Source organism: Mucilaginibacter sp. (assembly GCF_041663085.1).
Taxonomy (GTDB): Bacteria; Bacteroidota; Bacteroidia; order Sphingobacteriales; family Sphingobacteriaceae; genus Mucilaginibacter.
This window is the reverse complement of record NZ_JBAZRC010000109.1, coordinates 1-16,501: the sequence shown is the minus strand read 5'-3', so window position 1 is coordinate 16,501 and position 16,501 is coordinate 1. Positions and strand designations below refer to the sequence as shown.

Sequence of the window (16,501 nt, the reverse complement as noted above, 5' to 3'; positions counted from 1 at the left end):
ATCGAAAATGCTGTGGTTAAACAGCTCAACCATTTCGTCCTCGTGCTCAATACCGCGATAAACGTTTTTCAGGCTTCTTAACCTGTCAACATATAGCGCAGCCAAACCGCTTTTTTTAAGCGTGCCGATATCGCCGCCCGAGCCCTTTATCCACATTACTTCAACCTCTTTACCGGTTAAAGGGTCTTTATCAGTTACCTTGCATGAAGTGTTGCCACCGCCGTAGTTGGTGAGGCGCAGATCGGCACCAAGCAGGTTTGAGCGGTATATCAGTAAGGCTACCTCGTCTCCGGCTAAAGCGGCTGCCTTAGCATCGTCCCATAAGTAGCTTACATGTTTAAATTGTGTTGTAGTAGACATATTGATATGAATTTTTATTGCTTTTTTATTTGAGTGAATTACCATAGCCAACCACCAAAACTGATATGATGATGGTAGCTATACCGGCTATAACCGTATATATTGCTTTTTTACTAACGCCTTTCCATTCCTTTAACAATAAGCCCCAGGCGTTTGCTATGAGGATGATAAAGGCCATGTGCAGGATCCACGAACTGGCGCCGTTGCCCAATTTACTTTCGCCCATGCCATAAAAAAAGAACTGCAGGAACCAGGTAGTGCCCGCCAGGGCCGAAAAGATGTAGTTTTTTAACAGCGGTTTTTGCCCGTCGGTATAGTTACTGAAGGTTTTATTGCGCGCATTTAATATCATACACCAAATGAAGTTGGTAGTAAGGCCACCCCATAATATCACTATATAAATAACATTGTTTTGGAACAGGAAATTGCCCGCGTTTGGGTGTAATACTTTCCATGCCTCGTTTGCGGTATCGGCCATTGATTTGCCGGCCTCGATACCAAAATTAAAACAGGCGCTTAACACACCCGATACAATGGCTACAAAAATGCCAAGGCCAAAACGGTACTCTTTATTCTCTTCGGCTACGGTTTTGTTTTTAGAGAGCTCTTTTTCTTTAATTGTACCGGCCTTTCCGCATATTATAATACCTATAGCACAAATTACAATACCCAATAAAACCATTTGGCCCCAGTTGCTGTGCAGCATCATGCTGAAGCTGTCTTTACCCTCTTTTGGGAAAAAGTTATAATAAACCGATGGTATGATAGAACCAAACACCGCACACAGGCCCAGTATAATGGTACTGCCCAATGATACCCCTAAGTAGCGCACACCCAACCCATAAGTTAAACCGCCTATACCCCAAAGCAAACCAAAGAAATAGGTAAGCGCCAGTATCTGCCCGTTTGTTTGGGCAATGATATCTGTAAAATTAGGGATGGTTAACCATGCAGCCACAGGTGGCACAATAAGCCAGGAGAAAATGCCGCCTACTATCCAGAAACTTTCCCAGGCCCAGCCCTTTACTTTTTTATAAGGGATGTAAAAGCTGCCGGAAGCGAAGCCGCCGATAAAGTGAAATATAACACCGAAGATTGCTTGCATAATTTAGGAATTGGGTTTATTATAATGGTTAAGGCAATGATAAAGGTAACAGTTTGTTTAACCATCCCTATCTGTTACCTTCTCAAATCTAAATAGGTCGGCAATAATCAATGGTATAGCTGGGTATAGTTGAATTGATAATTTAAGATACTTTCGAAAACGCTTACCCGGTAAGCGCCAATTAACCAATACCGCTAACGCGTACCTAATTAATAAACTGATGCCTACTACAAAAAAGCTGAGTGTATCCTGTGTATTTATATTACTGATAAGCTTTGCGTTTAACGCGTGTGCACCAAAAAAGCAAATTACCCAATCAGTTGCTATTAAGCCTATGGGTCAGCTGGAAGCAGGCTTTATAACTGTGCCGGATAGCATTCAAACCAGCGTTTACTGGTACTGGATCTCGGATAATATCTCAAAGGAAGGTGTAATCCACGACTTAGAATCGATGAAAAAGGTAGGCATCAACCGCGCCTTCATTGGTAATATATGGCAGGATGATGTACCTGCCGGTAAAATAAAGATATTTACAGACGAGTGGTGGGATGTTTTGCATGCCGCACTAAAAAGGGCTACCGAACTCAATATCGAGATAGGTATCTTTAACAGTCCGGGTTGGAGCCAGTCCGGCGGGCCATGGGTGAAGCCGGAGCAAGCTATGCGCTATTTAACATCATCACAAATAGCGGTAAAGGGGCCATATCAGTTTAATAGTAAATTGGTAAAACCCGAAAAGAATTTCCAGGATGTTAAAGTGATCGCTTACCCGGTTAGCGCGGATTATATCAAAGACATCCGCGACCTGAAGCCTGTAATCAGCTCAGCGCCTTTTATTAAAGACCTGGCTAAGATTGCCGATGGCGCCGATTCTACAGTTATATTTTTGGACGGAAACAAACCGTATACAATAGATCTCAACCTTAAAAAAGCTTATACCGCCCGCAGCCTTGTTATTGTCCCTGCACGCAGGGGTATGACGCTGGAAGGCGACCTGCAGGTAAAGAAGAACGGCACGTATGTAACTGTAAAACATTTCAGGGTCGACCGTAGTAACGATGCTGCCAACGTGGGTTTTAACCCGTACGGACCGGGTGCTATATCTATCCCCGCTACATCGTCAGATAGTTTCCGTTTGTTGTTTACCAAAACCGAAAACGCAGGTATTGCCGAAGTGAAGTTATCATCAGCCCCGATAGTAGAGAACTATATAGAAAAAACGCTGGCTAAAATGTGGCAAACACCATTCCCGTATTGGGATGCTTACCAGTGGAAGCCACAACCTGTTGTTGATGACAATAAATATGTGATAGACCCCGCAAAGGTGGTTGATGTATCAAAATACATGGTTGCCGATGGCACCCTTAACTGGCAGGTGCCTGCCGGTAACTGGGTAATTGAGCGCACCGGGATGACACCAACCAAGGTAACCAACGGCCCGGCTTCGGCCCAGGGCACCGGTTTGGAGGCGGATAAAATGAGCAAAGAGCATATAGCCGCTCACTTTGACGCTTTCCTGGGTCAGATCATTAAACGCATTCCGGCGGCTGACCGTAAAACATGGAAGGTAACGGTTGAGGATAGCTATGAAACCGGTGGCCAGAACTGGACCGACGGCCTGGTTGAAAAATTTGAAAAGAATTACGGTTATGACCCAACGCCATACGTCCCCGTTTTACAGGGCAAGGTGGTGGGTAGCGAAGATAAGTCCGACCGTTTCCTTTGGGATCTGCGCCGTTTTATTGCCGATAGGGTGGCTTACGATTATGTAGGCGGCTTGCGCGATATCAGTCACCAGCATGGGCTTACCACCTGGCTGGAGAACTATGGACACTGGGGCTTCCCAGGCGAGTTTTTGCAGTACGGCGGGCAGTCGGACGAGGTAGGCGGTGAGTTTTGGAGCGAAGGCATGTTAGGCGATATCGAAAACCGTGCGGCTTCATCATCAGCGCATATTTATGGGAAAACTAAGGTGTCGGCCGAATCATTTACCTGTGCGGGAGGCCCGTTTGCGCGCTACCCGGCATTATTGAAACAACGTGCCGACCGCTTTTTTACCGAGGGTATCAATAACACCCTGATGCACGTATACATTAGCCAGCCTTATGAAGATAAAGCGCCCGGTGTTAACGCTTTTTTTGGTACGGAATTTAACCGGTTAAACACCTGGTTTTATGATATGGATATATTCCTGAAATATATTAAACGCTGTAATATGATGCTACAGCAGGGTAAATATGTTGCAGATGTAGCCTATTTTATAAGCGAGGACGCGCCAAAAATGACCGGCGTGCAAGACCCTAAACTGCCACAGGGATATTCGTTTGATTATATTAACGGCGAAGTGATAAAAACCAGGCTGAGCGTAAAAGATGGTAAAATGGTTTTGCCTGATGGCATGAGCTACAGCATTTTGGTATTGCCGCAATTAACCACCATTCGCCCGGAACTATTATTAAAAATAAAGGAGCTGGTGGAGCAGGGGATGGTTGTTTTAGGCCCAAAACCTTTAACATCGCCAAGTTTGCAAAATTACCCGGCAGGCGATGCGCAGGTTAACAAACTTGCTGACGAGTTATGGGGTAATATCAACGGTTCATCCATCAAAGCAAACCGCGTAGGCAAGGGGATGGTGATTAGCAATATGCAGATGCAGGAAGCGCTTGATCTGATCAAGGTTATCCCGGATGCCAGGATCACGGAGAATAATTCAACATTGTTTATCCATCGGAAGGTAGAGGATGGCTCGATCTATTTTATATCCAACCAGGAAGATAAAACGGTTAAAATAGCGCCACAGTTCCGCATCACAGGTAAACGCCCCGAGTTATGGGATCCGGTTAGCGGAAGCGTGCGGGAATTACCATCGTATACACAAACGGGCAAAGTTACCACCGTGCCACTTGAACTGGCCCCGACTGAAAGCGCTTTCATCATATTCAGGCAGGATGCGCAAGGTGCGGTAACGGCCAATCCGAACTATGCTGCGGCTGTGCAAACTATAATTATTGATAAACCATGGTCGGTTAAATTCGACAGTAAGATGCGCGGCCCGGTAAATCCTGTTATATTTAATACCTTAAGCGACTGGTCGGTAAATCCTAATGATAGCATCCGTTATTACTCGGGAACGGCATTTTATAATAATACGTTTACATTAGCCGCTGTAAAAAAAGGTCAGAAGGTATTTGTTGATCTGGGAATGGCAAAGGCAATAGCCAAAGTAACCGTAAATGGTATAGCCGTTGGTGGCGCATGGACCGCCCCTTACAAGGTTGATATTACGGCTGCAATAAAGTCCGGAGAAAATAAACTGGCGATAAAGGTGGTAAATACATGGGTAAACCGTTTGGTTGGCGATGCTAAGCTACCCCAATCTGAGCGGAAGACATGGTTGAGTAACAACAGGTTTAAACCAACTGATAAGTTAGAGTCATCGGGTTTATTAGGGCCGGTGAAAATTGAGGTTGTTGACCAAAAATAAAGGAAGTAAAACGTTGGCCTAAATTCCCTCCCTGCACCCTCCCGTTGGGAGGGAATCGCATTGGCCAACGCTTTTAAATTTAATCCTGGCTTTTGATGGCAATTACCCTCAAGAAGATGCAAATAAGAAATTGCTGTTGCTTAGTCGACAATAAATAAGTTTAATCAAATAAAATAAGAAGATTTTGAACCGTTCACATTACGTTTTAGCGCTAACATTCTTTTTTAATACGCTTGCCGGCGCTACTGTTTATGCCCAAACCCGTACCGTTGCTTTACAGTGCGAGCATTTAGAAGCACCGATTGGTGTAGACGAACAACACCCGCGCCTTTCCTGGCAAATGGAAGACCGCAGCAAGGGAGCTACCCAAACAGCCTACCAGGTGCTAGTGGGTACAGATTCTGCTCAGTTAGCGAAAAATCCCACGACGTGGAACTCGGGCAAAGTAGCTTCATCTGCCAGTAACATTACTTATAACGGCAAAGCCTTGCAGCCATCAACCAAATATTACTGGCTGGTGCGCACCTGGAACCGCGCAGGCGCAAAATTGCCAGATAGCCGCATTAGCAACTTCGAGACCGGCTTAATGGGCATAAATAACTGGACCGGCTCGTGGATAAGTGACCCGGCCGGCATCAATACCCTGCCTGCTCCGTATTTTCGTAAAGCATTTACCGCGGGTAAAAAGATCAAATCGGCAAGGGCATATATTGCTGTTGGCGGTTTGTATGAGTTATATATCAACGGGCAAAAAATAGGTAATCATAGGCTCGACCCGATGTACACCCGTTTCGACAGGCGTACACTGTATGTAAGCTATGATGTTACCAACCAGTTGCAGCAAGGCAAAAATGCCATTGGTGTACTATTGGGTAACGGCTGGTACAATATGCAATCCATAGCGGTTTGGAATTTTGACCGGGCCCCGTGGCGCAACAGGCCAACCTTTTGCATGGACCTGAAGATAACCTATGATGATGGCACCACCGCCATTGTAGCCACCAACGATAGCTGGAAAACACACTATAGCCCCATTACGTTTAACAGTATTTACACCGGCGAACATTACGATAGCAGGCTGGAATTACCCGGATGGAATACTCCAAACTTTGACGATAAAGATTGGAAAGAAGTAGACCTGCGCGCAGCACCGTCAAAACAAATTGTTAGCCAGGTGATGCAGCCTATCCGTAATGTGGATGAGATAGCGGCAAAATCTATTAACAAGTTTAATGATACCACTTACGTGGTTGACCTGGGCCGGAATATTTCGGGTGTGACTAAAGTAAAGTTAAACGGCAAAAGCGGTACCGTAGTGCATATTAAACACGGCGAAAGGCTTTACGCTAATGGCCATGTGGATATGTCGAACATTGACGTTTACTATCGCCCTAAAGATAAAAGCGACCCATTTGGTACGGATATCGTAACCTTAAACGGTAAGGGTACTGTTGAGTTTATGGCGAAGTTCAACTACAAGGGATTTCAGTATGTAGAGATCACCAGCAGTAAACCGCTTGAGTTAAAAAAGGAGGATGTTGTTGGTTATTTTATGCACAGCGATGTATCGGCAACGGGTAAAATAAGTTCATCAAACCCATTGATAGACAAACTGTGGTGGGCTACCAATAATTCATACCTATCCAATCTGTTTGGTTATCCAACCGATTGCCCGCAGCGCGAAAAGAATGGATGGACTGGCGACGGCCACTTTGCTGTGGAGACCGGGCTGTTTAACTTTGACGGTATCACTATTTATGAAAAATGGCTGGCCGATCACCGCGATGAGCAGCAGCCAAACGGTGTACTGCCTGATATTATCCCGACAGGCGGCTGGGGTTACGGCACAGCAAACGGTACCGACTGGACGAGTACCATCGCCATTATCCCCTGGAACTTGTACATGTTTTATGGCGATAGCAAGGCGTTGTCTGATAACTATAACAATATCCGTGCGTATGTTAATTACGTTAACGGTATAAGCGTAGGCGGCCTAACCACCTTTGGCCGCGGCGACTGGGTGCCGGTTAAATCATCGTCATCGTTAGAGTACACCTCGTCTATTTATTTTTATGTTGATGCTACTATTTTGGCAAAGGCGGCCAAGCTATTCGGTAAACAGGCCGACTATACATTTTACTCGGCACTGGCTGAAAAGATCAAAAAGGCCATCAACGATAAATACTTTAACAAAGCAACCGGCATTTACGGCAATGGTGTACAAACCGAATTGAGCATGGCTTTACAATGGGGGATAGTACCCGAACAATACAAAACCCAGGTAGCTCAAAATCTTGCAAAACGGGTTGCTGCCGATGGGATGCATATTGATGTGGGCGTTTTAGGCGCCAAAGCCGTATTAAATGCTTTAAGCAATAATGGCGAAGCCGAAACCGCCTATAAACTGGCCGCGCAGGATACCTACCCGTCATGGGGCTGGTGGATTGTGAATGGTGCTACAACGCTTTACGAGAACTGGAATATCAAAGCCGAAAGGGATATTTCATTAAACCACATGATGTTTGGCGAAATTGGCGGCTGGTTCTTTAAAGGACTTGGCGGCATACTGCCTGATGAGTCACATCCCGGGTTTAAAAATGTATTGTTAAAACCAAACTTTGTATCGGGCCTTGAATTTTTCAACGCATCGCATGATGGGCCTTATGGTAAAATTGTATCATCGTGGGCAAGGAAAGGGCAGGATGTTATTTATAACGTTACTATCCCGGCAAACTCATCGGCTACCATAACGTTCCCTAATGCCGGCAAATCAAAAGTTTACCAAGGGGATGTTTTAATAAAGAACAGCGCGAATTATCAAATAGCGGCAGGAAGCTATCAGTTTAGAATAACTGATTAGCAGGTTGGTTTTATGCTTATGCAGTCGCTCGGCTCCAGCCGAGTGAAGACTATTTAGCGGCATCTTGCCGCCGTAAATATGCGGCCGGAGGCCTTATAATAAGGGTCACTCGGCTGGAGCCGAGCGACTGCGGAAGAGAATTGTTTTCTTTCGCCCTTGTTGGTGTTGTCACAAACAAGCTGCCATGCAATTGCCCATGTTTGATACTCCTAAAGGTTGTTGGTGACAACACCAACAACGGCGTAAATAACCGGAATGTTTTGTTTATAACGATTTTCTTATAATAGTATTGAACGGCACTTTCAAATGTTCTTTCGAATTATTCAATACCAGTTCGGCGGCTTTTTCGCCCATAAACCTAAAATCTGTTGATATGGTAGTGATGCCGTTCAGAATCAATCTTTTTAGGGCTGTTTCGTTGTAGGAGATAATGCCCACATCCTCGCCAACCTTATATTCCAGGCTCAGTGCTTTGTCTATCAGTTCTACCAGGTCGTCCTCGGTAAGGGTGATATAAAGGGTGCTTTTTTGGATTGGTTGGGTTTTTAGGTCGGATATGATATCGTAATCGCAGTTGTAAACTTTACAGAAATTCAGGAAACCTATCAGTATATCGGTAGAGAAATAGCTTTGCTTCGGGAAAATGATAGTTAGCGAGGTGTACTGCCTGATCTTTTCTATCAGGCTAACAAGCGCGTTAAAAATGTCGTTCTCAAAGTCTTCATAAACCGCACCAAATTCACCGGTAACGCCGTTAACCAGTTTGCCCAGCAGAATGAGTTTCTCTTTGGGTACTTCGTTTATTACTTCGAACGCGTTATCTGCCTTGTCCCTGAAATGGGGCACGATAACTACTTTATCATATTTCTCCTGTTTCTCCAGCAGTAGCTTTTTAAAGAAGTTAAAGTTGCTGTTGTAGATGTAAAAATCAATAGATGCTTTTTGCGAGAGCGCACCGGCAAAGGCATCGTATAATAATTTTTTGTGGCTGCTCAGTTTATTAAATAGCAGCAGTACCTTAACCGACTGGTCTACCCGGGTATTGGATATAAAGTAGCCTTTACCGGGCACGGAGTTAATAACACCTATTTTTTTAAGATCGTTATAAGCACGGGTGATGGTATTCCTTGAAATATCAAGCGCGATGCTCAGGTCGTTTATAGAGGGCAGGATATCATCTTTATCAATCAGCTTATCTTCAATAGCCCGCAGGATAGAATTATAGATCTGCGCATAATAGGGCGTAATTGAATATTCGTCAATCCGCAGTATTTTTAAGTAGTTTCTCATTGATACGGTAAATATACCAGTTGTTTTGGCTTTTGGATAGCTACAACGACCCTAATGCCCTTTTACGATAATCGGTAGGGGGGATGCCGGTTTTCTCTTTAAACATTTTCGAAAAGTAAAAATAGCTGTCGAACCGCAGGTCGTAAGCTATTTGTTTGATCGGGATCTCCGGGTTGTTCAAAAGCTCTTTAGCGCGTTCTACTTTTAGCTGGATGTAATATTGACCCGGCGAAAGCCCTGTATAACTTTTAAAAGCTTTGCGGAACCACGAGTAACCTACCTGCAGTTCTTCGGCAGCCTGTTCGGGCGAAAAATCATTCGTGATGTTTGAGCGGAACAATAGCCTTGCTTTATTGATGATGGTTTCTTTCTCTTCGCACTCTACCGCATCCTGCTTAAAAATAAAGTGAAAATTCCCCATCAGGTGCAGCGCGGCACCTGATATGAGAGGCTGGTAACCGGTATTTTCTCTTTTGGTAACTTCAATAATGCTGTTAAACAGGTTAAATATGCCTTCATTAAACCCTATGTAGATGCTCGGATTATCGGGCCTCAAAAAATTCTTTTTCACCAGGTTATCAATAATATCCCCCTTCATACCAATCCAGTATTCGTCCCAGCCGGTTTCGTTGTCAGGTTTATATCGGTGACGCTCCCCGGGGAAAAGGATGATGATGGTGCCGGCCTTTATCTCGCGCCGTTTGCAGCTATCAGATTCAAAGATGCCTTTACCTTTGGTGATGTAAATGATCTGATATTCGTTTAATACCCTGCCAATGGCCCAGTTAAAATAATGGTGCGCAGGGTGGGTTTTAAAAGGGTATAAACCAGTGGCTTCGATATGGGTGCAGCCCGTATTTAAAACGCAAAGGCCCCAGTTTTCGTCCTCGCGGCTTACCGGCAAATATTTGTAATAATTGATCATTTTGAATGCGCTACTATAATAAATAATTGGTACACGGTATGCCGCATAGATAAGTGGCAATACCTGATAGTAGTGGTTTATATATTAAAAATAACAACTATTTCCCCACCAACAAGGCCAATATCAAAAAGTACAAACAAAATATCAAAAAGTGAATTTTATTTCTCCCAAGGGCCTTATTGAGTAACGATGAGCTTAAAATTTAATTGCTTGCCATTTTCAGCCACAAAGGAATCTCCCTGAAATTTACCGAATGATAATTGCGGATTGGCTGTTTTGCTATTATTGTATGTAAAGCCATAACTGCCTGCACTTGTGGCCGAAGAAAGCACAATACAATAGGCCGCTCCTTTTGTCAAATTAATAGCAGGATGAACAGCCAGGCGCTTAACCGACCAGCCTATTACTTTTGCAGGGATGCTTTTATTTGCTAGGGCTTTACCTTCAGGATTGCCATGTACATCGGCACGATAAATAGCCACCTGCAAGTCCGCGTCGACATTACCCGTTTTGTATACGGGGAGATAAACCGTTTTTAGAATGCCGCTGCGCTCTGCCAAAAATGTTTGCGATCGCTTAGTTGCCCCGGCTATATCAGGAAGACCTTTGGTGCTGCTGTTTTTAACGTCTGCAGCTGGTATCCTTGCCACTTTACTGCCGGTAACTTTAAAGGGCTGGTCGCAGGTCATGGGGATGATGGAGCCATCGGCATTAAATGTGAGCGGTGCCCAGTAATAATTGGCCAGTGCTTCATTTTTGGCGGCATTGTTCCACAAATCGCTGCCAAACAGGTAAACATTGCCCGAACTCAATTTTATGGTTGATACAAAAGAAGGCTGCCCTCCGCAGGAGTTATCGCTGATCTTTTTCCCTGCAGACCATGGCCCAAGCGGCGATTTAGCTGTTTTATAAGATGTGCCTGTGCCCGAACAATACCCGCAGTTAGGGTCGGAATAAACCACGTAGTAAATGCCATTACGTTTAAACATGCCCGGTGCCTCAGTTTGCCCTTCGGTAACTGATGTTACAACTTCGCCGGTGCCGGTTAAGTAATCGCTGCTTAGTTTTTCAATTACAATGGTGCCCTTTGTGCGCCAGTCGGTATAAGCCAGGTAGGCGGTACCATCATCATCAATAAAAGTATCATGGTCGCCATTGTTTAAGCCCGCAGCCGGCGCGTTCGAGTTTACAGCGAGTTTTGGCTCGGCAACTTCTGTGAACGGGCCAACAGGCGTTTTGCTTGTAAAAACGCGGTAGCCCGATACATTATCATAAACATTTACCCATAGTACATACAATTGCGTTTTGCTGTTAAAAACCACATGCGGCCTAAAGCAACCATAAGTATTGCCATTGCAGCGTGTTTGCCAAACTTCGGTTTTGGCATCAAACAAAAAGCCCCTGTCGGTCCAGTTCAACATATCTTTTGACGAGTACACTTTAAAACCACAGAATGGCGCGTTCTTGTTTCCCCACTCAAAACCACAATCGTAGCTGGTGCCATACAGGTAGTAGGTGCCGTTAAACAAGGCTATTTCGCCGTCGTGGGCATCAATGGCATCGCCCACGTTACTGTAACGGATAATTTGATTACCCTGCTTATCAAAATTGGTAATAACCAGGTCGGAAGGTTTGCGTTTGCCCTGGCCAAATGCGGTATGCGGGACAAACCCGTGTATCAAAAAGAATATTATGCATACCAGTATCGGGAACAAATTTGTCCGGTTAAATTTCATCGCTTACAGTTTTAACATGGCAGGAGCTGCCGGTTTGTAAATGGTTTTTCTTCCTGCTAATCTCGGCAAGTTATTAAATCCTTCTTTACATCATTTGATAAAAGTGATGTGTTTTCTGACATCTTTCTCTGTTTATCCCAATTTCTCTATATAAGGTGTCAATATTTAAATATTGCAAATAAATACCTGTTTAACAGTGTGTTAAAAAGTATCAAAATATATAAATCAAATATCAAAACCTGTATTTCAGGCAGGTTGCATTAAAATACTTTTGAAAACCAATAATAACCAAAGCATCCCTGCATCTATCGCAGCGTTGCTTTTACGCTCAAAAAATATAAACCGACAAAGAAATAATTAGCATGCCTATGGTGTAAAAAATCGCTGTGCAAAAAATTAAAAACCTATAAGCTAATCAAACAATAACTAACCAAAAATTATGAAAAAAAGACTTTTACTTTTTGTAACCGGCAGGCACCTGCTCATACTGGCTTTATCGCTTTTATGTTACCTGCCAACCTTTGCGCAAACGGCTGCAACCGTGTCGGGCGCAGTAACCGATGCCGCTTCATCAGAACCGCTGGTAGGTGTATCTGTATCGGTGCAAGGTACTACCAACGGCACCCAAACAGATGTTAACGGCCGTTTTAAATTAAACGCCAATAAAGGCGCGACACTAATATTCAGGTACATCGGCTATACAGAACGCACCGTAGTTGTGGGTGATGACGCCAGTATCACTATAAAAATGTCGGCATCTTCACAAGGGCTAAAGGAAGTGGTTGTACTTGCTTACGGCTCACAGCGTAAGGCCGATATCACCGCGGCAGTTTCGCAGGTAGATCTTTCCAAATCGCAAGGCATCCCTGCATCAAACGTTGGGCGGCTTTTGCAGGGGCAGGCACCGGGCGTTGTAGCCAAACAAACCTCGGGACAGCCGGGGCAGGAACTGCAGGTAGAGATCCGTGGTAACAGTTCACTGGGTGCAAACAGCGACCCATTGTACGTGGTTGATGGTTTCCCGGTGGGCACCAACGTGGGCAACTCACTAAACTCAAACGATATTGAAAGCATCACTATCCTGAAAGATGCGGCATCTACCTCGGTTTATGGATCAAGGGGCGCCAACGGGGTTGTTTTAATAACTACCAAAAGCGGTAAAAAAGATGGTTATAAGCTTTCGGTTACTACCAACAACGGTTTTGCAAACGTGCCCGATTCAAGGCGAGTACATGTGCTGAACGGCCAGCAGTTTGCGCAATTTCAAAAGGATGTGTTTTCTGATAAGATCAGGTATTTTCAAAACAGGGAACCATTAGATAGCGAGATCCCTGCCGATTTCAGGTTCCCGGAGCAAACCAAGGTATCAACCGATTGGTACAAAGAGATATTGCATCAAAACGCGCCGTTTAGCGATTATAACGTTGCGTTAACCAATGGTTCCGAAAAATCAAGCTCATATATATCTATTGGCTACCTTAAACAGGATGGCTCGCTGATCAACACCGGTTTTAACAGGGTTACAGCAAGGGCAAACCTGGATGGCAGGCCTAATAACTTCCTGAATTTTGGCTTGCACCTGTCGGGCGCTTACTCATGGGCAAAAAACAGCGACGCTATTGCCGGTGGCTTTGGCAGCAACATTGTAGACCAGGCCTTACTGATGGACCCGCGCGAACCTGTATATAACGAGGACGGTAGCTACAACAGTTACATAGGCGGCCATGATAATATTTTCGGGTTCCCTAACCCGGTACAGCGCCTTAACGAGGAGCAGCACAAACAATATAAAAGTAATGTTACGGCTAACGCATACATAGAAATTAAGCCTTTTAAAGATTTTAGCTTCCGTACCAACCTTAACGGCGTGATTGACGATATGCGTAATCATGATTTTACCCCATCAACATTGGCCGGGTTTAACAGCCCGCCGCCGCGCCTTGCAAGTGGCGGCGAGTACTTCTACAATAATATGAACTACGGTATGGATAACCTGTTAACCTACTCGCCTAAGTTTAAAGATCATAAACTGGAGGTAACGGTTGGCCATATTTTTCAAAAAAGTAGCTTAAACACGGGTAACGCAACCGGGTCAGACTTTCCCGACGACCTGGTGGAGTATGTTTCGGCAGCCAACCAGTTGAGCGGCAGCGCCGGCATGGCATCTTTTACTATCGAAAGCTTTTTGTCGAGGGTTAACTACTCATACAAAGATAAATACCTGTTCACCGCCGCGTTTAACCGCGAGGCAAGCTCCCGTTTTGGCAGCAATAACCGTTGGGGTAGTTTCCCGTCGGCATCTGTTGGCTGGCGTATTTCGCAGGAAAGTTTCTTCCCTAAAATGAGCTGGCTGGATGATCTGAAATTCAGGGCAAGTTATGGTATTACCGGTAACAACAACATTGGTAACTATACCTCGCAGGCAAGTATTAACAGCAGTAATTATGTGCTGGGTGGTACAGTTGTACCGGGTGCAACAATCGGTTCGTTCCCAAACACTAACCTGGGATGGGAGCAATCAAGGCAACTGGACATTGGTATGGATCTGAGCATATTGAAAGGGAAAGTAAACTTTACTGCAGAGTACTACCGTAAGTTAACTACCAATATGCTGCTTAATGTAGAGATACCCGCTGTTGCAGGGTTCGGAAACATCATCACCAATATTGGTAAGCTGGAAAACAAAGGGCTTGAACTTGGTGTAAACTACCGCGACAGATATGGCGATGTAACCTTAAGCACAGGTTTTAACATATCATTCAACAGGAATAAAGTATTGGCTATAGACGGCGACCGCAATTCATTACTTACAGGCGCATTTTATGATGGCTACAACATAAGCCAGGTAGGGCAGCCAATAGGTATGTTTTACGGATATAAAGTTTTGGGCATTTATCAAACCCAGGCGCAAATTGATGCTACACCGCACCATCCCAACAACATCCCGGGTACTTACCAATATTTTGATGGCAATGGCGACGGCGTGATCTCTTACGATACGCAGGACATGGTTGTGATAGGTAACCCCAACCCTAAATTTACCTGGGGATGGAACTGGAACGTAGGCTACAAACGGTTTGATCTGAGCATGTTATTAAACGGATCATCGGGCGGGCAGATCTACAGGGCGGTTGATATGAACCTGGCCAATATAGATGGTGTATTTAACGTACTGTCTGATGTGCAGAATCGCTGGAGATCTGCACAGAACCCTGGTGCTGGCAAATGGCCAGGCTCAAATACTTACCAATTTACACGCGAGGCCAACTCTATGTATGTGTATAGCGGTAACTATATGTGGATGAAGAACATCACCTTAGGTTATACTATACCACGTATTAAAAATGTTTTTGATGCCAAGGTTTTTGTTAGTGTAGATAACGCCTTCCTGTTTACCAAATACCCGGGTAATAACCCCGAGGTTAATGCCGCCCGTACCAATAATGGCAATGATGTGATAAGCCCGGGAAGAGACGGCGAATCGTACCCTGTGCCCCGCACCATATCTATTGGTACCCGAATCAACTTTTAATTTAAAAAACCGACACGATGAAAAAAATATATAAAATATCATTCTTATTAGGTTTTCTGGCGGTTACATCAGCCTGTAAAAAATCATTTCTCGACCTGTCCGATCCTACCAAGAAAACTGCTGAAAAGTTCTATCAAACAGAAGACCAGATAAAGCAGGCGGTAAGCGGTGCGTACAGCTCCATGCAGGACAATGTGAACAGCCAGTACATTTTTGCCGAAATGTCATCAGATAATACAACCATACAGCTCGACCCATCAGACAGGGGGCAGACAGACCGTGTGGAAGCTTTTGAGTTTTGGAACGTAACGGCAACCAATGTAAACATAGCCGATATGTACAACCAATCGTACAACGCGCTTTACAATATCAACGTAGCATTATCTAAGATAGATGGCGTAACCGCGATAGCCGATAAGAAAAAAGCTCAGTATAAAGGCGAGCTGCAATTTATGCGGGCCTACTATTACTTTAATTTGGTACGTTATTTTGGCCCGGTGGTATTAGTTACCGAACCGCTTGCCAATGCGTCTGATGCTTTTGCTACATCACGTAGTCCTGAAGATGCTGTTTATACGCAGATCATTAAAGACCTTACCGACGCGGCAGCCAACCTGCCCGCAAAAAGCGAATACACTGGTGGGGATGTGGGCCGTGCTTCTAAAGGATCGGCCCTGGGTTTATTGGGTAAGGTTTACTTAACCAAAAAAGATTATCCGAAAGCAGAAAGTACCTTACGCCAGGTATTGCCTTTAGGTTACTCGCTGGTAAATAAGTATGCCGATGTTTTTTCTACAACTAATAAAAACAACAGCGAATCATTATTTGAGGTACAGTACCTGGGCAGCGATAAGGTGAGCGAGTGGAGCAACTTCCTTTACATTTTTGCGCCGAGAGGCTCGGAAGGTGCTGTAACCGGCTTCCCTACAAGCCGCCCGCAAGGCTGGAATATCCCAACCAAAAGTATCATCGCCGAATTTGAAGCAGGTGATGAGCGTAAAGCCGTTGCTTTAAAAGAGGGTTATACAAACGCTGGCGGTGTATTTGTGCCTATCCCGTTTGTAAATAAATACAACCATCCGCATACGGTGGTTGGCCGTACAGATGATAACTGGCCGGTGCTAAGATACTCGGATGTATTGCTGATGCTGGCCGAAGCTATTAATGAACAAACCGGCCCGGCTAATGCATACCAAAATATTAACCCGG

General features: G+C 44.6%; 8 protein-coding genes and 1 pseudogene. 4 read left to right on the top strand and 5 right to left on the bottom strand.

The genetic code is table 11. The features are described 5' to 3' along the window. Both WC615_RS17105 and rhaT read right to left on the bottom strand, forming a co-directional pair. Positions 1–360, bottom strand: a pseudogene (locus WC615_RS17105) (bifunctional rhamnulose-1-phosphate aldolase/short-chain dehydrogenase); the annotation flags it as partial. Between the two features lie 25 nt (positions 361–385). After that, entirely contained in the window at positions 386–1,465 is a 1,080-nt protein-coding gene (gene rhaT / locus WC615_RS17100; RefSeq protein WP_372979290.1) for an L-rhamnose/proton symporter RhaT, read from the bottom strand. Positions 1,466–1,685: 220 nt separating this feature from the next. Between rhaT and WC615_RS17095 the strand changes: the two genes are divergently transcribed. Together WC615_RS17095 and WC615_RS17090 are read left to right on the top strand one after the other, a co-directional pair. Then, on the top strand, positions 1,686–4,949 hold the full coding sequence (locus WC615_RS17095; protein ID WP_372979289.1) for a glycosyl hydrolase: 3,264 nt from the start codon (positions 1,686–1,688) through the stop codon (positions 4,947–4,949). A gap of 184 nt (positions 4,950–5,133) precedes the next feature. Next, positions 5,134–7,809, top strand: a complete 2,676-nt coding sequence (locus tag WC615_RS17090) for a family 78 glycoside hydrolase catalytic domain (RefSeq protein ID WP_372979288.1) — start codon at positions 5,134–5,136, stop codon at positions 7,807–7,809. Between the two features lie 264 nt (positions 7,810–8,073). Here WC615_RS17090 and WC615_RS17085 read toward each other — a convergent pair whose 3' ends face one another. The 3 genes from WC615_RS17085 to WC615_RS17075 form a co-directional block, all read right to left on the bottom strand. After that, positions 8,074–9,099 (bottom strand): GntR family transcriptional regulator, encoded by a 1,026-nt coding sequence (locus WC615_RS17085; protein ID WP_372979287.1) that lies wholly within the window; start codon positions 9,097–9,099, stop codon positions 8,074–8,076. A 40-nt stretch (positions 9,100–9,139) separates the two neighbouring features. Next, positions 9,140–10,024, bottom strand: coding sequence for an AraC family transcriptional regulator (locus tag WC615_RS17080; RefSeq protein WP_372979286.1), 885 nt, complete (start codon positions 10,022–10,024; stop codon positions 9,140–9,142). Between the two features lie 176 nt (positions 10,025–10,200). Beyond that, the gene (locus tag WC615_RS17075) at positions 10,201–11,760 is read right to left on the bottom strand and encodes a family 43 glycosylhydrolase (protein ID WP_372979285.1); all 1,560 of its coding nucleotides are present in this window, start codon (positions 11,758–11,760) and stop codon (positions 10,201–10,203) included. A 439-nt stretch (positions 11,761–12,199) separates the two neighbouring features. On the opposite strand from WC615_RS17075, the gene WC615_RS17070 reads away from it, so the two are divergent. Together WC615_RS17070 and WC615_RS17065 are read left to right on the top strand one after the other, a co-directional pair. Beyond that, positions 12,200–15,292: a SusC/RagA family TonB-linked outer membrane protein gene (locus WC615_RS17070; RefSeq protein WP_372979284.1), complete on the top strand. Its 3,093-nt coding sequence runs from the start codon at positions 12,200–12,202 to the stop codon at positions 15,290–15,292. 17 nt (positions 15,293–15,309) lie between these two features. Then, on the top strand, positions 15,310–16,501 hold a 1,192-nt coding region (locus WC615_RS17065; protein WP_372979283.1), incomplete at its 3' end, for a RagB/SusD family nutrient uptake outer membrane protein.

Coding starts and splice junctions, on each gene's coding strand:
- rhaT (WP_372979290.1), bottom strand. CDS start 1,465: ATGCAAGCAATCTTCGGTGTTATATTTCACTTTATCGGCGGCTTCGCT.
- WC615_RS17095 (WP_372979289.1), top strand. CDS start 1,686: ATGCCTACTACAAAAAAGCTGAGTGTATCCTGTGTATTTATATTACTG.
- WC615_RS17085 (WP_372979287.1), bottom strand. CDS start 9,099: ATGAGAAACTACTTAAAAATACTGCGGATTGACGAATATTCAATTACG.
- WC615_RS17080 (WP_372979286.1), bottom strand. CDS start 10,024: ATGATCAATTATTACAAATATTTGCCGGTAAGCCGCGAGGACGAAAAC.
- WC615_RS17075 (WP_372979285.1), bottom strand. CDS start 11,760: ATGAAATTTAACCGGACAAATTTGTTCCCGATACTGGTATGCATAATA.
- WC615_RS17070 (WP_372979284.1), top strand. CDS start 12,200: ATGAAAAAAAGACTTTTACTTTTTGTAACCGGCAGGCACCTGCTCATA.